This is a genomic window from Streptoverticillium olivoreticuli subsp. olivoreticuli (assembly GCF_003391135.1).
Classification (GTDB): domain Bacteria; phylum Actinomycetota; class Actinomycetes; order Streptomycetales; family Streptomycetaceae; genus Streptomyces; species Streptomyces blastmyceticus.
Genome location: NZ_CP031455.1, coordinates 6,418,414 through 6,434,585, shown reverse-complemented (window position 1 = coordinate 6,434,585; position 16,172 = coordinate 6,418,414). Strand labels below are relative to the sequence as shown.

Here is a 16,172-nt window from a genome sequence, read left to right as displayed (position 1 = left end):
CTCAGCCGCGGACCGCCCTGGAGTGATCCAGTGCGGTCCGCGGCTGAGGGACGATCTCTGTGGGTCGCGGGCTAGTGAACGCCCGTGACCGCACGCAGCCGGACATCCGCGCGACGCTCGGCGGCCGCGTCGGCCTCCGACTTCGCGCGCTCCAGCGCCCGCTCGGCGCGCTGGACATCGATCTCGTCGGCGAGCTCCGCGATCTCGGCGACCAGCGAGAGCTTGTCGTCCGCGAACGAGATGAACCCGCCGTGCACCGCGGCGACGACATTGCCGTCGGCGGTCTTGATGGTCACCGGGCCGGACTCCAGCACACCGAGCAGCGGCTGGTGGCCGGGCATGACGCCGATGTCACCCGATGTGGTACGCGCGATGACCAGAGTGGCCTCGCCGGACCAGACGCTTCGGTCCGCCGCGACCAGCTCGACGTGCAGCTCAGCAGCCAACGTGGCTCCTCGGGTCTGTCACCTGCCGAATCCGGCAGGTGTTGGGTCAAAGAATAGGGGACGTGACGACCGGGGGCGGGATCGCCCCACCCCCGGCCGTGAGCACGGGGCTCAGGAGACGCCCAGCTCCTTGGCGTTGGCCTTGAGGTCCTCGATGCCACCGCACATGAAGAACGCCTGCTCGGGGAAGTGGTCGTAGTCACCGTCGCAGATCGCGTTGAACGCGGTGATCGACTCGTCGAGCGAGACGTCCGAACCGTCCACGCCGGTGAACTGCTTCGCCACGTGGGTGTTCTGCGACAGGAAGCGCTCGACGCGACGGGCACGGTGGACGACGAGCTTGTCCTCCTCGCCCAGCTCGTCGATACCGAGGATCGCGATGATGTCCTGGAGGTCCTTGTACTTCTGCAGGATCGTCTTGACGCGCATGGCGCAGTCGTAGTGCTCCTGCGCGATGTAGCGCGGGTCCAGGATGCGGGACGTCGAGTCCAGCGGGTCGACCGCCGGGTAGATGCCCTTCTCCGAGATCGGACGCGACAGAACGGTCGTCGCGTCCAGGTGGGCGAAGGTGGTGGCCGGCGCCGGGTCGGTCAGGTCGTCCGCGGGGACGTAGATCGCCTGCATCGAGGTGATCGAGTGACCGCGGGTCGAGGTGATGCGCTCCTGCAGCAGACCCATCTCGTCCGCCAGGTTCGGCTGGTAACCCACCGCGGACGGCATACGGCCGAGCAGGGTGGACACCTCGGAACCGGCCTGGGTGTAACGGAAGATGTTGTCGATGAAGAAGAGCACGTCCTGCTTCTGCACATCGCGGAAGTACTCCGCCATGGTCAGACCGGCCAGGGCGACGCGCAGACGGGTGCCCGGGGGCTCGTCCATCTGACCGAAGACGAGCGCCGTCTTGTCGATGACGCCCGAGTCGGTCATTTCCTCGATGAGGTCGTTGCCCTCACGGGTGCGCTCACCGACACCGGCGAACACCGACACACCGTCGTGGTTGTTGGCCACGCGGTAGATCATTTCCTGGATCAGCACGGTCTTGCCGACACCGGCACCACCGAACAGACCGATCTTGCCGCCCTTGACGTACGGGGTCAGCAGGTCGATGACCTTGACGCCGGTCTCGAACATCTCGGTCTTGGACTCGAGCTGGTCGAAGTTCGGCGCCTTGCGGTGGATCGCCCAGCGCTCGGTGACCTCGGACTCGGCCTCCGGCTTGTTCAGGATCTCACCGAGGGTGTTGAACACCTTGCCCTTGGTGACGTCGCCGACGGGGACGGTGATGCCCGTGCCCGTGTCGGTGACGGCGGCCTGGCGGACCAGACCGTCGGTGGGCTGCATCGAGATGGCGCGGACCAGGCCCTCGCCCAGGTGCTGCGCGACCTCGAGGGTCAGCGTCTTGAGCTTGCCGTCCTCGGCCGGGTCGGCGACCTGGACGTGCAGCGCGTTGTAGATCTCCGGCATCGCGTCGACGGGGAACTCCACGTCGACGACCGGGCCGATGACCCGCGCGACGCGGCCGGTGGCCGTGGCGGTTTCAACAGTCGTGGTCATAGTGGTCAGTCACTCCCCGCGTTAGCGTCGGCCAGGGCACTGGAGCCACCGACGATCTCGCTGATTTCCTGGGTGATTTCGGCCTGGCGGGCCGCATTGGCAAGCCGCGACAGCGACTTGATGAGTTCGCCGGCGTTGTCGGTCGCCGACTTCATCGCGCGGCGGCGGGCGGCGTGCTCGGAAGCGGCCGACTGCAGCAGCGCGTTGTAGATCCGGCTCTCGACGTACCGCGGCAGCAGCGCGTCGAGGACGTCCTCGGCCGACGGCTCGAAGTCGAAGAGCGGAAGGATCTTGCCCTTCGCGGCCTCCTCGGGCTCCTCCGACTTGTCGAGGGTGAGCGGCAGCAGCCGCTTCTCGACGGGCGACTGCGTCATCATCGAGACGAACTCGGTGAAGACGATGTGCAGCTCGTCGACGCCGCCCTCGGCGGTGTCCAGCTGGACGGCCTCGATCAGCGGACCCGCGACGCGCTTGGCGTCCGCGTACGTCGGGCTGTCGGTGAAGCCGGTCCACGACTCCGCCACCGGACGCTCCCGGAAGCCGTAGTACGCAACGCCCTTGCGGCCGATGATGTACGTGACGACGTCCTTGCCCTCCGAGCGCAGGCGCCCGGTGAGGCGGTCCGCGGCCTTGATGGCGTTGGAGGAGTAGCCGCCGGCCAGACCGCGGTCGCTCGTGACGAGCAGGACCGCGGCCCGGACCGGGCGCTCGACCTCGGTGGTCAGCGCGTGCTTGGTGTTCGAACCGGTCGCAACCGCCGTCACCGCGCGGGTGAGTTCACTCGCGTACGGCGTCGATGCCGCCACCTGGCGCTGCGCCTTGACGATGCGCGAGGCGGCGATCATCTCCATCGCCTTGGTGATCTTCTTGGTCGCGGTGACGGAGCGGATGCGACGCTTGTAGACCCGGAGCTGGGCTCCCATGGATCAGGTCCCTTCCGTCGTCGTCACTTCGCGGAGCCGGCCGTGGCGTCGTCACCGAGAAGCTTGCCGTCCGAGGTCTCGAACTGCTTCTTGAAGGTGGCGATGGCGTCGGCGAGCGCCTGGAGGGTGTCGTCGGACATCTTGCCGCCCTCGACGATGCTGGTCATCAGGCCCTTGTGCTCGCGGCCCAGGTAGTCGAGCATCTCGCGCTCGAAGCGCTGGATGTCCTCGACCGGCACGTCGTCCATCTTGCCGGTGGTGCCGGCCCAGACGGAGACGACCTGGTCCTCGACCGAGTACGGGGCGTACTGGCCCTGCTTCAGCAGCTCGACCATGCGCTTGCCGCGCTCCAGCTGCGACTTCGAGGCCGCGTCCAGGTCGGAACCGAAGGCGGCGAACGCCTCCAGCTCGCGGTACTGGGCGAGGTCCACGCGAAGCCGGCCGGAGACCTGCTTCATGGCCTTGTGCTGGGCGGAACCACCGACGCGGGAGACCGAGATACCGACGTTCAGCGCCGGGCGCTGGCCCGCGTTGAACAGGTCGGACTCCAGGAAGCACTGGCCGTCGGTGATGGAGATGACGTTGGTCGGGATGAACGCCGAGACGTCGTTGGCCTTGGTCTCGACGATCGGCAGACCGGTCATCGAGCCGGCACCCATCTCGTCGGAGAGCTTGGCGCAGCGCTCCAGCAGACGCGAGTGCAGGTAGAAGACGTCACCCGGGTAGGCCTCACGGCCCGGCGGGCGGCGCAGCAGCAGGGACACGGCGCGGTAGGCGTCGGCCTGCTTCGACAGGTCGTCGAAGACGATCAGGACGTGCTTGCCCTGGTACATCCAGTGCTGGCCGATGGCCGAGCCGGTGTACGGGGCGAGGTACTTGAAGCCGGCCGGGTCGGACGCGGGAGCGGCGACGATCGTCGTGTACTCCAGGGCGCCCGCCTCCTCCAGCGCGCCGCGCACGGACGCGATGGTGGAGCCCTTCTGGCCGATGGCGACGTAGATGCAGCGGACCTGCTTCTTCGGGTCGCCGGAGCGCCAGTTGTCGCGCTGGTTGATGATCGTGTCGACGGCCAGCGCGGTCTTGCCGGTCTGGCGGTCGCCGATGATCAGCTGTCGCTGGCCACGGCCGATCGGCACCATGGCGTCGACGGCCTTGAGGCCGGTCTGCATCGGCTCGTGGACCGACTTGCGGACCATGACGCCCGGGGCCTGCAGCTCCAGGGCGCGGCGACCTTCGGTCGCGATCTCGCCGAGGCCGTCGATCGGGTTGCCCAGCGGGTCGACGACGCGGCCGAGGTAGCCCTCGCCGACCGCGACGGAGAGCACCTCACCGGTGCGCTGCACCGGCTGGCCCTCCTCGATGCCGCTGAACTCGCCGAGGACAACGGCACCGATCTCGCGCTCCTCGAGGTTGAGGGCGAGACCGAGGGTTCCGTCCTCGAACCGCAGCAGCTCGTTCGCCATGGCCGAGGGAAGACCCTCGACCTTAGCGATGCCGTCGCCGGCAACGCTGACCGTACCGACCTCCTCGCGCGAGGCCGCGTCCGGCTTGTACGCCTGGACAAAGTTCTCCAGCGCGTCCCGGATCTCCTCCGGCCGGATCGTGAGCTCCGCCATCTGGGTTCCCTGCTCTCCTTGTTGGGCCCGAAGTATTTCTTCTCCGGGGGCCGGTTTCCGCAGCGGTCGTGCTGCGGGCCCCCGGAGGACACCGTCGGCCCAACTCGGGCCGTCAGTCATGCTCTTGAGTTGGTGGCCGGTCAGCCGGCCATCCGCCGCTCCGCCTCGGCGAGGCGGTCGGCGATGCTGCCGTTGATGACCTCGTCGCCGATCCGCACCTGGACGCCGCCGAGGATCTCGGGGTCGACGTCCATGTTGAGGTGGACCCGGCGCCCGTACAGCTTGGCCAGCGAGTCACCGAGGCGCTGCTTCTGCGCATCGCTCAGCGGCACCGCGGAGGTGACCACCGCGACCATCCGGTCCCGGCGGTCGGCGGCCAGCTTGGACAGGGCGTTCAGCCCTGCCTCCAGGCTACGGCCACGCGGCTGACCCACCAGGCGGATCACGAGGCGCTCGGTGACCGGGTTGGCCCGGCCGCCCAGCAGCTCGCTCACCAGTCCGGTCTTGGCCGTGCGGTTCGCGACCTTGTCCGTCAGCGCGGAACGCAGCTCGGGGCTGCCGCCCACGATCCGGCCGAAGCGGAACAGCTCGTCCTCGACATCGTCCAGGACACCGGCCCGCTCGGCGGCGACGAGGTCGGCACCGGAGGCCAGCTCCTCGAGCGCGTCCACCAGGTCGCGCGAGCGCGACCAGCGGGAGCGGACCATGCCGGCCACCAGGTCGGCGGTCTCGCCGCCCACCTGGGTGCCGAGCAGGCGCCGGGCCAGCTCGGCCTTGGCCTCGCCGGACTGCGCCGGGTCGGTCAGGACCCGACGCAGCGACACCTCGCGGTCGAGCAGCCCGGTGACGGCGGCCAGCTCTTCGGCGAGCTTCGCCGCGTCCACGGAGGTGTTGTCCGCCAGTGCGTCGAGGCGCTCACGTGCGGAGGCCAGGGCCTCCCGGCTCGCTCCGCTCATCGGGTGGCCTCGACCTTCGTCACGTCGCCCGCCTTGACCTCGAGGTCGTCGAGGAAGCGGTCGATGGTGCGGCTCTGCCGGGCGTGGTCCACGAGGGACTCGCCGACGATCCTGCCTGCCAGGTCGGTGGCGAGCTTGCCCACGTCCTGGCGGAGCGAGGCCGAGGCGGCCTTGCGGTCGGCCTCGATCTGGGCGTGGCCGGCAGCGATGATCTCCTCGCGCTGACGCTGTCCCTCGGACCGCATCTCGGCGATCACCGCGACACCCTGCTCCTGCGCCTCCTGGCGCATCCGAGCGGCCTCGTGGCGGGCGTCGGCAAGCTGGGCCCGGTAGTCCTCGAGCACCTGCTGGGCCTCGGCCTGGGCGGCCTCGGCCTTCTCCATACCGCCTTCGATGGCCGCCCGACGCTCGTCCAGAGTCTTGTTGATGATCGGGAGGAGCTTCTTGGCCAGGAAGATGAAGACGATGGCGAAGGCGATCAGACCGATGACGAGCTCTGGGATCGGCGGGAGGAGGGGGTTCTCCACTTCCTCCGCCAATGTCAGGGCGTTCACATCAATGCCTTCCGTCGAAAACAGTGGTCGTCAGGCTGCGGATCAGGCAGACGGGTAGACGAACGGCATGACCAGACCGATCAGGGCGAGCGCCTCACAGAAGGCGAAGCCGAGGATCTGGTTGGCGCGGATCAGGCCGGCGGCCTCGGGCTGACGGGCCAGCGCCTGGGTGCCGTTACCGAAGACGATGCCGACGCCGACGCCGGGGCCGATCGCGGCGAGGCCGTAGCCGATCGAGCCCAGGTTGCCCTTGATCTCGACACCAGCGGCGATGGTCTGGAGAGCAGCAGACATGCTCGTTCTTCCTTCTCTTTCACGGACCGGTGGGGGTTGGCCACCGGACGATTGTTGGTCTGGGGAGCGGGGGTGCTCAGTGGTGCTCGGCGAGCGCGCCCTGGACGTAGTTGGTGGCCAGCAGCACGAAGACGTACGCCTGGACGGCCTGGATGAAGAGCTCGAACGCGGTCATGACGACGGTCATCACGAACGAGACGCCGGCGTAGGCGAAGCCGATGCCGTTCATCAGGTACCAGCTGGCGATGGTGAACATCAGGATCAGCACGTGACCCGCGAACATGTTCGCGAAGAGTCGCACCGCGTGGGTGAAGGGCCGCACCAGGACGTTCGAGAAGAACTCGATGGTCATGGCGAGCGGCAGCACCGGGCCGAGGGACTTGTCGTAGCCGGTGATGTTCTTCAGACCGCCGACGAAGCCGTGCTTCTTGAAGGTCAGGTACATCCAGAGGACGTAGACGATCAGCGCGAGGGCCGCCGGGAAGGCGATGATCGACGTCACGGGGAACTGGGCGACCGGAATGATCGACCACAGGTTCATGATCCATACGAAGAAGAACAGCGAGACCATGAGGGGGACGTACTTCTCCCCCTCCTTCTTGCCGAGCGCCTCGTAGACGATTCCGCGGCGGACGAAGTCGTAACCCGCCTCACCGACCATCTGAAGCTTGCCGGGGACCACCTTGGCCCGGCCGAACGCCGCCCAGAAGAAACCGATGACGATGACCGTGGTGAGCACGGCCAGCAGCATGGGCTTGTTGAAGTCGTAGCCGCCGACAGTGAAGAGCGGTTCAAACAAGAACGAGTGGAGCCCTGGGGCTGGGAAGCCGCACCCATCGAAGATGTGGCAATCGGTCTCGAAGGCGAGCATCTCGTTAGCACTCACCGCGAGCTCCTTCAGCGTGGCGCATAGGTACGGCAACCTCGTTGTGTCGGCGCGGCGCACAGCCGCGGAACGGCACTGGACTGGTCTTGCGGATGGGGGGGCAGGTGATCGGCGCGGGGCCGGTCGGGGTATTCGGCATCAGCTGCATGGACTGCCGATTCCGTCCCGGGAAACTCGGGTGTTCAGCTGCCTGCGCCCACTGTGCCTCAGATGGCACCGGACGATAGCAGGTGAGCGCCGGCACCTTTATCGCGGCCCTACCGGTCACGTCGGGGACCCGGCGGGCGCGGACTTCTTCGCCTCGACGGATTCCGGATCGACATAAAGGATCTTGGCCTTCAGGTAGGCGCGGGTCTGGGCGGCGGTCCACACGAGGACCGCGCCGAGCAGCGCGAAGGCGAAGGCCCGGGTGTTGAACAGCGTGGTGTCGCGGAAGACCGCCAGCACGACGGCGGCGATCAGGAACTGCGTCACGTAGAGCACCAGACCCATGGCCTGGAACAAGTGCGGAAACGACTTGGCGGTGCGCTGGAGAACGTAGAGACCCATGCCCATCACGCCGCCCGCGACCAAGGTGCCGACAGCGGCACCGATCGCGCCGTGACCGCCGGCCAGCACACCGCTGACGGCGACCGCGACCGCGCCTGCGGCGGCGGTCGGGACGGCGCACTGAAGGAGTGTTCGGGCGTCGTTGGACTGCATGAAGGGTTTCTCCGGCGATCGGTCGGAAGCAACGATTCGTCGTGAACGAGCGTATCCCCGGGAGTGAGACATGACTCTCGACGAAGGGCCGTCGCACTACGGTCCTTCGGCTCTAGCACCGGGTTTCGTGAACGGTATCACAAACTATTTGATGAGGTCTTTACCTACTTCGTGTGCCGGACGTCACACGTACGTGTCAACCCGCTGGTCATTGAGCTGACGCGACCGCGTTTCCTCTGCTAATGCGCGTCTCAGCGACGGTTGGTGATCTTCCTGGCGTGGTGGAAACGGGAGCGGTCGCCGATGGCGGTCGCCCCGTGGATCCCGGCCGGCACGGGCTCGCGTTCGCGCTCCTCGGGGGCGCCCGCGAGCGCCGGGGTCGCGGCGTGCGCGGCGGCGGTCTCCGGGGCGCCGGCCGCGCGCGCCTTGCGCCGGTAGCGCGGCGGAACGAACGCCTCCGCCCAACGCGGCGCACGCGGCTTGAAGCGCGGCAGCAGCAACAGCACCAGGCCGACGGCGCTGAGCGCCACGATGAGGAACACGATCCACCCACTGGCCGAGTGCACGGAGTACGCCACCGTGCCGAAGCCGATGAGCGCCGACCAGAAGTACATGATCAGCACGGCGCGGCTGTGCGAGTGCCCCAGCTCCAGCAGCCGGTGGTGCAGGTGACCGCGGTCGGCCGCGAACGGCGACTGGCCGTTCCAGGTGCGCCGCACGATCGCCAGCAGCAGGTCGGCCACCGGCACGGCGATGACCGTCAGCGGCAGCAGCAGCGGGATGTAGACCGGCACCATCGCCTGGATGGCCTGCCGCTCGCCGCCCACCTGCTGGTAGAGCAGGTCCGGGTCGACCTGGCCGGTGATGGAGATGGCGCCCGCGGCCAGCACGAGGCCGATGAGCATGGAACCGGAGTCGCCCATGAAGATGCGGGCGGGGTGCATGTTGTGCGGCAGGAAGCCCAGGCACATGCCCATCAGCACGGCGGCGAAGAGCGTCGCGGGGGCGGCCGCCTCGATGTTGTGTCCGTACCAGAGCCGGTAGGCGTAGAGGAAGAACGCCGCGGCGGCGATGCAGACCATGCCCGAGGCGAGGCCGTCCAGGCCGTCGACGAAGTTCACCGCGTTGATGGTGATCACGACGAGGGCGACCGTGAGCAGGGTGCCCTGCATGGAGGTGAGCGCGACCGTGCCGACGCCGGGCACCGGGATCCACAGGATCGTCAGGCCCTGGAGCACCATCACGCCGGCGGCGATCATCTGGCCGCCGAGCTTCACCAAGGCGTCCACGCCCCACTTGTCGTCCAGCACGCCGAGCAGCCAGATCAGCCCGGCGCCGGAGAGCAGGGCGCGTGGCTCGTTGCCGAGGTCGAAGACCTTCCCGAGGTTCGACAGGTGCGCGGCGACGAGCAGGCCGGCGCAGAGCCCGCCGAACATGGCGATGCCGCCGAGCCGCGGTGTGGGCTCACGGTGCACGTCCCGCGCGCGGATCTCCGGCATGGCGCCGGCCACGATCGCGAACTTCCGCACCGGTCCCGTCAGCAGGTAGGTGACCGCCGCGGTGACGCACAGCGTCAGGAGGTATTCACGCACGGGCCGCCCCAGAGGTCGCGCTGGTCATCACAGCCCCACACCATATTCGCGTCCGCCCCCGATACGTGAATACAGCTGTAGACGTACGGCCATCCCGAGATGGTTGCAGCCGTCAGATGTGGGCGGGATAAGGAGGGAAGGCCCGCACGAGCTCGGTGACCGCCGCGCGTGGCCCGCCGTCGGGGCCGCCGCCGAGCGCCGCGCCCAGCAGGACGGCGATCCGGGCCATCTCGGGCTCGCGCATGCCCTGGGTGGTGACCGCGGCGGTGCCCAGCCGCAGGCCGTGGGCGGTGCCGTGGGGCAGGCCGCAGATGTCGAGGACGATGCCCGCCGCGGCGAGCCGGGCGCGGGCCGTGACGGCGTCCAGGGCGAGCGCGGAGACGTCGCCGGTGACAATGTGCGTGTCGGTGCCGCCCGTGGTCACAGCGACGCCCTCAGCGGCCAGGGCGGCGGCAAGGATACGAGCGTTGGCCACGACCTGATGGGCGTACGCGGTGAAGGCGGGGGTCGCGGCCTCGCCGAAGGCCACGGCCTTGGCCGCGACGGTGTGCATCTGCGCGCCGCCCTGGGTGAAGGGGAAGACCGCGCGGTCGACGCGGCCCGCGAGCGCGGCGCGGCACAGGATCAGCCCGCCGCGCGGCCCGCGCAGCACCTTGTGGGTGGTCGCGCAGACGACGTCCGCGTACGGCACGGGGCTGGGGGCCGCTCCCCCGGCGATCAGGCCGATGGGGTGGGCGGCGTCGGCGACGAGGTACGCGCCCACGTCGTCGGCGATGTCCCGGAAGGCGGCGTAGTCGGGGTGGCGGGGGTAGGAGATCGAGCCGCAGACGATCGCCTGCGGCCGGTGTTCCCTGGCGAGGTCGCGCACCTGGTCGTAGTCGATCAGGCCGGTGTCGCGGCGCACCCCGTAGCCGACGAAGTCGAACCAGCGGCCCGAGAAGTTCGCCGGGGAGCCGTGGGTGAGGTGGCCGCCCTGCGGGAGGGCCATGGCGAGCACGGTGTCGCCGGGGCGCAGCAGGGCCGCGTAGGCGGCGAGGACGGCGGCGGAGCCGGAGTGCGGCTGGACGTTGGCGTGCTCGGCGCCGAAGAGCGCCTTGGCGCGTTCGACGGCGGTGCGCTCGGCGAGGTCGACCACTTCGCAGCCGCCGTGGTGGCGGGCGCCGGGGTAGCCCTCGGCGTATTTGTTGGCGAGCGGGGAGCCGAGGGCGGCGAGGACGGCGGGTGAGGTGAAGTTCTCGGCGGCGATCAGCTGGAGGCCCCTGGCCTGGCGGTCGGCCTCGGCTAGGAGGAGGCCGGCGATCTCCGGGTCCTGCCGCGTCAGCGCGTCCAGGCCGTGGGCCCAGTCGCCGCGCGGCCAGTCGGGTGCCGCGGCGGCACTGACGCCCTGGGTGGGCAGAGGGGTGGACATCGCGGACTCCGACCTGTGCGGTGCGATGGGCTCAGCACCAATGTAGGCCCGCGGTGTCCCGGATGCCCGGTTTTGCCGCTGATTGTTTCCGCACTGCTCCGGACTTTCCGGACTGTTCCGCGCTGTTCCGAATCGGCGTACCGCGGCGCCGCGGTACGCGAGCCGCGCGTCAGGGGCGGCCCGGTACCCCGGTGAGGGCGGTGAGGACCGGGTCGAGCGCCTGGTTGATCTCGTCGCCGATGGAGCGGAAGAAGGTGATGGGCGCGCCGTAGGGGTCGTGGACCTCGTCGGCCTCCGCGTTGGGCGCCAGCAGCCAGCCGCGCAGCGCGGCCGCGGCCTGCACCAGGGCGCGGGCGCGGTCGACCACCCCGCCGGCCCGCTCGGGGTCCGGGAGGGTCGCGGGGTCTATGGCCCGCACCAGCCGGGTGAACTCCTTCAGCGTGAAGGTGCGCAGGCCCGCGGAGTGGCCCATGGAGATGACCTGGGCACGGTGGTCGCGGGTGGCGGTGAGCACCAGGTCGGCACGGATGACGTGCTCGTCCAGGAGCTCCCGGCCGATGAAGCCGTGCGGGTCGGCGCCGAGGTCGGCCAGGACGGTGGCGGCGTGCGCCTCCATCGGGGCGCCCTCGTGTCCCCAGGTGCCCGCGCTCTCCACCACCAGGCCGCCCGTGAAGGGGTCGCCGAGGCGGTCGGTGAGGGCATGGCGGGTCAGCCGCTCGGTGATGGGCGAGCGGCAGACGTTGCCGGTGCTGACGTGGAGGATGCGGAAGGTGTCGGTGGAACTGTCCGTGCCCGGTCCCGCTATGCCACGCCCCTGCGGGGCGATCAATTCGCCACCTCGAGGTCGGGCACTACCTCGCGGAGCTGCTCGGCGCTGATGGCACCGGCGCGCAGCAGGACGGGGACCTTGCCGGTGACGTCCACGATGGAGGACGGCACGTCGGCGGGGGTGGGCCCGCCGTCGAGGTAGACGGAGACGGAGTCGCCGAGCATGCCCTGGGCGGCGTCGCAGTCCTGCGGCGCCGGGTGGCCGGTGAGGTTGGCGCTGGAGACGGCCATCGGGCCGAACTCGGTGAGCAGCTCGATGGCGACCGGGTGCAGCGGCATCCGGACGGCGACGGTGCCGCGGGTCTCCCCCAGGTCCCAGGTGAGCGACGGCTGGTGGGTGGCGACGAGGGTGAGCGCGCCGGGCCAGAAGGCGTCGACGAGCTCCCAGGCCTGCTCGGAGAAGTCCGTGACGAGCCCGTGCAGGGTGTTCGGGGAGCCGACCAGGACGGGCGAGGGCATGCCCCGGCCGCGGCCCTTGGCCTCCAGGAGGTCGCCCACGGCGTCCCGGCTGAAGGCGTCCGCACCGATGCCGTACACGGTGTCGGTGGGCAGCACGACCAGCTCGCCGCGGCGGACCGCGGCAACGGCCTCGCGCAGACCGGTCCTGCGGTCGGTCGCGTCGCTGCAGTCGTATCGCCGTGCCATCTAACGGACCTCCTCGTACGGGGCAAACAGGGCAGTTGTCCGGAGTGCCGTGGTCACGGCGTCGCCTTCCGGGCGGTGGCGAACCGGGGGCGGTTGTTGAGGTCGGGGTGGTCGGCCGCGTCGGCCCAGCCCCGCTCCTCGGTGAAGATCCACGGCACCTGGCCGCCCTGGGTGTCGGCGTGCTCGATGACGACGACGCCGCCCGGGCGGAGCAGCCGGTGGGCGGTGCGCTCGATGCCGCGGATGGTGTCGAGGCCGTCCTCACCGGAGAAGAGCGCGAGCTCGGGGTCGTGGTCGCGGGCCTCGGGGGCGACGTACTCCCACTCGGTGAGCGGGATGTACGGCGGGTTGGAGATCACCAGGTCGACCTGGCCGTCGAGCTCGGGGAGCGCGGTGAGGGCGTTGCCGTGGTGCAGGTTGACGCGCGAGCCCTCGACGTTCTTGCGGGCCCAGCCGAGGGCGCCCTCGTCGAGCTCGACGGCGTGCACGCGCGAGCGCGGCACTTCCTGGGCGAGGGCGAGGGCGATGGCCCCGGAGCCGGTGCACAGGTCGACGATGAGGGGTTCGACGACGTCCATGGCGCGCACGGCGTCTATGGCCCAGCCGACGACCGACTCGGTCTCGGGGCGGGGCACGAAGACGCCGGGGCCCACCTGGAGCTCCAGGTAGCGGAAGAAGGCGCGGCCGGTGATGTGCTGGAGAGGTTCGCGGGCCTCGCGGCGGGCGACGGCCTCCCAGTAGCGGGCGTCGAAGTCGGCGTCCGCCACGTTGTGCAGCTCACCCCGCTTGACGCCGTGCACAAAGGCGGCGAGCTCCTCCGCGTCGAAGCGCGGAGAAGGTACGCCGGCGTCGGCCAGCCGCTGAGTGGCTTGCGCCACCTCGGCGAGCAGCAGATTCACAGTGGTCCTCTCGCGCGTTCGTTCGGTCGTTCCGTCGTCGGGCGGTCCCGTTGCCGGGCCCGTCCGGCGATCGATGACGGGTCTGTCCTCGGATCAGCTCGCGTCGGCGAGCTTGGCCGCCGAGTCCGCGTCGACGCAAGCCTGGATCATCGCGTCCAGGTCGCCGTCGAGCACCTGGTCCAAGTTGTACGCCTTGAAGCCGACCCGGTGGTCCGAGATGCGGTTTTCAGGGAAGTTGTACGTCCGGATCTTTTCGGAGCGGTCCACGGTACGGACCTGGCTGCGGCGGGCGTCCGCGGCGTTCTTCTCGGCCTCTTCCTGGGCGGCGGCGAGCAGCCGGGACCGCAGGATGCGCAGGGCCTGCTCCTTGTTCTGGAGCTGGCTCTTCTCGTTCTGGCAGGAGGCGACGATACCGGTCGGCAGGTGGGTGATGCGGACGGCCGAGTCGGTGGTGTTGACGGACTGGCCGCCGGGACCCGACGAGCGGTAGACGTCGATGCGCAGGTCGTTGGCGTGGATCTCGACGTCGATCTCCTCGGCCTCGGGCGTGACGAGCACGCCGGCGGCGGAGGTGTGGATCCGGCCCTGGGACTCGGTGGCGGGCACGCGCTGGACGCGGTGCACCCCGCCCTCGTACTTCAGCCGGGCCCAGACGCCCTGGCCGGGCTCGGTGGCGCCCTGGCCACCCTTGGTCTTCACGGCGACCTGGACGTCCTTGTAGCCGCCCAGCTCCGACTCGGTGGAGTCGATGATCTCGGTCTTCCAGCCCACGCGCTCGGCGTAGCGGAGGTACATCCGCAGCAGGTCGCCGGCGAAGAGCGCGGACTCGTCGCCGCCCGCGCCCGCCTTGACCTCGAGGATGACGTCCTTGTCGTCGCTGGGGTCGCGCGGGACGAGCAGCAGGCGGAGCTTCTCGGTGAGCTGCTCGCGCTGCTTCTCCAGCTCCTTGACCTCGGCGGCGAAGTCGGGGTCGTCGGCCGCGAACTCGCGCGCGGTCGCGATGTCCTCGCCGGTCTGCTTCCAGGAGCGGTACGTCCCGACGATCGGGGTCAGCTCGGCGTAGCGCTTGTTGAGCTTGCGGGCGTTGGCCTGGTCCGCGTGTACGGCGGGGTCGGCGAGCCGCTTCTCGAGGTCGGCGTGCTCACCGATCAGTTCCTCGACTGCCTCGAACATCAAGTTTCCCTAGCTGGAAGTGACGGGCCTGCTGGACGACAAAGCGCCGGTCCGGTCACCCCTCGCACGCGAAGGGCGACCGAGAACCGGCGCCTGCGGGTCGCTACTTCTTGGCCGCAGCGGCCTTGCCGAAGCGGGCCTCGAACCGCGCCACACGGCCACCGGTGTCGAGGATCTTCTGCTTGCCCGTGTAGAACGGGTGGCACTCGGAGCACACGTCGGCACGGATGTTGCCGCCGGCGACGGTGCTACGCGTGGTGAACGAGGCGCCACAGGTGCAGCTGACCTGGGTCTCGACGTAATCCGGGTGGATTTCGCGCTTCAAGGGGATCTCCTAGGTTCGGGAGGGCTCCGGGTCGCAGGGCGGGATTGCCTTACGTGAACCGGGGCCGACGTACCAGTTTGCCAGCACTGGCCGTATCCCCCAAAACGAGAGGTGGCGGCCGGTTATTCCAGCGGGCCCCGAGGGGCCGCCGGGGCCCTATTTCACGACGTCGTCGGCGCCGGTCTTGGCCCCCGCACCGTCCTTGACCGCGGAGTCCGGGATCGGCTGGTCGCTCCGGAGGGCGTCCCAGAGCTGCTTGGACTGCTCGGGCATCGGGGCGACGCGGTTGGCGTCGATGGGGTCGTCGCCGACCGGCAGCGTCACCATGTGCATGTCGCCGGAACCGATGCCCTTGAGCCCGTCGGCGAAGGAGGAGAGCTTCTCCAGGGAGCCCAGCTCGCTGTCGGTGGTGAGCGTCTTGGTGGCGGTGTCGGCGATCCCGTAGAGCTTGGTGGGGCTGGTGAACAGGCCGATGTGCTTGACCTGGTCGAGCAGGGCCTTGATGAACGCCTGCTGGAGCTTGATCCGCCCGAGGTCGCTGCCGTCGCCGACGCCGTGCCGGGTGCGGACGAGCCCGAGGGACTGCTCGCCGTTGAGGGTGTGGGTGCCCGGCTCCAGATTGAGGTGGCTCCACTTGTCGCGGATCGGCTTGGTGGTGGTGACCTGCACCCCGCCCAGCTTGTCGATCAGCTTCTGGAAGCCGGCGAAGTCGACCTCCATGTAGTGGTCCATGCGGATGTTGGTCATCTGCTCGACGGTGGCGACCGCGCAGGCCGCGCCGCCCACCGTGTACGCCTCGTTGAACTGCGCGCGCTTGACGGCCGGGCTGGTCTTGCCGTCGGGCATCTTGCACGCGGGGCGGGGGACCATCGTGTCGCGCGGGATGCTGACGACGCTGGCCTTCTTGTGACCCGCGTAGACATGCACGATCATCGCCGTGTCGGAGCGGGAGCTGCCCTCGTCCTTGCCGTACTTGCCGTTGTCACCGGCGCGCGAGTCGGAGCCGAGGACGAGGATGTCCTGGGAGCCGTTGTCGATGTTGGCCGGGCGGTTCTTGCCCAGGGCCGCGTTGATGTCGACGCTGGTGAGGTTGCCGTTGAACTTGAAGTAGAGGAAACCGGCGCCGACGCCTCCGGCGACGACCACACCGGCCGTCGTCCACGCGGCTATTCGCCAGCCCTTGCGACGGGCCCGGACCTTGCGCCGCCGGCCACGCCCACCGCCGGCACGGCGGCGGTGCGAACCCGTCGGCGTACCCATGCTGTCGTCGCCCATGCGCTCCTCAGTCCTTCGCTGTCTGTCTGCCCCCTGCTGGTTGACGGGGAAGTCTGCGTCAGGGTTGCACAGCGGAATCTGAGGACCTTCTTAGAA

At 69.6% G+C, this 16,172-nt stretch carries 17 protein-coding genes; all 17 read right to left on the bottom strand.

The window, feature by feature from the left end; all coding sequences use genetic code 11:
* Window positions 1-71 precede the first annotated feature (71 nt).
* Window positions 72-446, bottom strand: coding sequence for a F0F1 ATP synthase subunit epsilon (locus DXZ73_RS28685; protein ID WP_116213915.1), 375 nt, complete (start codon window positions 444-446; stop codon window positions 72-74).
* 111 nt (window positions 447-557) lie between these two features.
* On the bottom strand, window positions 558-2,000 hold the full coding sequence (gene atpD / locus DXZ73_RS28680) for a F0F1 ATP synthase subunit beta (RefSeq protein WP_116213914.1): 1,443 nt from the start codon (window positions 1,998-2,000) through the stop codon (window positions 558-560).
* A 5-nt stretch (window positions 2,001-2,005) separates the two neighbouring features.
* The gene (locus tag DXZ73_RS28675; RefSeq protein WP_116213913.1) at window positions 2,006-2,923 is read right to left on the bottom strand and encodes a F0F1 ATP synthase subunit gamma; all 918 of its coding nucleotides are present in this window, start codon (window positions 2,921-2,923) and stop codon (window positions 2,006-2,008) included.
* Window positions 2,924-2,946: 23 nt separating this feature from the next.
* Entirely contained in the window at window positions 2,947-4,539 is a 1,593-nt protein-coding gene (gene atpA, locus DXZ73_RS28670; RefSeq protein ID WP_087926247.1) for a F0F1 ATP synthase subunit alpha, read from the bottom strand.
* Between the two features lie 140 nt (window positions 4,540-4,679).
* Complete coding sequence (locus DXZ73_RS28665; RefSeq protein ID WP_116213912.1) at window positions 4,680-5,495, bottom strand: F0F1 ATP synthase subunit delta; 816 nt, start codon at window positions 5,493-5,495, stop codon at window positions 4,680-4,682.
* Window positions 5,492-6,049, bottom strand: a complete 558-nt coding sequence (locus DXZ73_RS28660; protein ID WP_116213911.1) for a F0F1 ATP synthase subunit B — start codon at window positions 6,047-6,049, stop codon at window positions 5,492-5,494. The genes DXZ73_RS28665 and DXZ73_RS28660 overlap by 4 nt, the downstream gene beginning before the upstream one ends.
* A gap of 42 nt (window positions 6,050-6,091) precedes the next feature.
* The gene (atpE, locus tag DXZ73_RS28655; protein ID WP_087926250.1) at window positions 6,092-6,343 is read right to left on the bottom strand and encodes an ATP synthase F0 subunit C; all 252 of its coding nucleotides are present in this window, start codon (window positions 6,341-6,343) and stop codon (window positions 6,092-6,094) included.
* Between the two features lie 76 nt (window positions 6,344-6,419).
* Window positions 6,420-7,214, bottom strand: a complete 795-nt coding sequence (gene atpB, locus DXZ73_RS28650; RefSeq protein ID WP_205519380.1) for a F0F1 ATP synthase subunit A — start codon at window positions 7,212-7,214, stop codon at window positions 6,420-6,422.
* A 279-nt stretch (window positions 7,215-7,493) separates the two neighbouring features.
* A complete protein-coding gene (locus DXZ73_RS28645) occupies window positions 7,494-7,931 on the bottom strand; it encodes a hypothetical protein (RefSeq protein ID WP_116213909.1) in 438 nt (145 codons plus the stop codon).
* A gap of 251 nt (window positions 7,932-8,182) precedes the next feature.
* On the bottom strand, window positions 8,183-9,523 hold the full coding sequence (locus DXZ73_RS28640) for an MraY family glycosyltransferase (RefSeq protein WP_116213908.1): 1,341 nt from the start codon (window positions 9,521-9,523) through the stop codon (window positions 8,183-8,185).
* A gap of 112 nt (window positions 9,524-9,635) precedes the next feature.
* Window positions 9,636-10,931 (bottom strand): serine hydroxymethyltransferase, encoded by a 1,296-nt coding sequence (gene glyA, locus DXZ73_RS28635; RefSeq protein ID WP_116213907.1) that lies wholly within the window; start codon window positions 10,929-10,931, stop codon window positions 9,636-9,638.
* A 169-nt stretch (window positions 10,932-11,100) separates the two neighbouring features.
* Window positions 11,101-11,760 carry a protein-tyrosine-phosphatase gene (locus DXZ73_RS28630; RefSeq protein ID WP_116213906.1) on the bottom strand — a complete coding sequence of 220 codons (660 nt, stop codon included), beginning with the start codon at window positions 11,758-11,760 and terminating at the stop codon, window positions 11,101-11,103.
* On the bottom strand, window positions 11,757-12,404 hold the full coding sequence (locus tag DXZ73_RS28625; protein WP_116213905.1) for an L-threonylcarbamoyladenylate synthase: 648 nt from the start codon (window positions 12,402-12,404) through the stop codon (window positions 11,757-11,759). Before DXZ73_RS28625 ends, DXZ73_RS28630 begins: the two co-directional genes overlap by 4 nt.
* A 53-nt stretch (window positions 12,405-12,457) precedes the next feature.
* Entirely contained in the window at window positions 12,458-13,303 is an 846-nt protein-coding gene (gene prmC / locus DXZ73_RS28620) for a peptide chain release factor N(5)-glutamine methyltransferase (protein ID WP_116213904.1), read from the bottom strand.
* A 93-nt stretch (window positions 13,304-13,396) separates the two neighbouring features.
* Complete coding sequence (prfA, locus tag DXZ73_RS28615) at window positions 13,397-14,476, bottom strand: peptide chain release factor 1 (RefSeq protein ID WP_116213903.1); 1,080 nt, start codon at window positions 14,474-14,476, stop codon at window positions 13,397-13,399.
* Between the two features lie 103 nt (window positions 14,477-14,579).
* On the bottom strand, window positions 14,580-14,801 hold the full coding sequence (gene rpmE, locus DXZ73_RS28610) for a 50S ribosomal protein L31 (protein ID WP_116213902.1): 222 nt from the start codon (window positions 14,799-14,801) through the stop codon (window positions 14,580-14,582).
* Window positions 14,802-14,957: 156 nt separating this feature from the next.
* Window positions 14,958-16,076: an LCP family protein gene (locus DXZ73_RS28605; protein ID WP_425315875.1), complete on the bottom strand. Its 1,119-nt coding sequence runs from the start codon at window positions 16,074-16,076 to the stop codon at window positions 14,958-14,960.
* Window positions 16,077-16,172 lie beyond the last annotated feature (96 nt).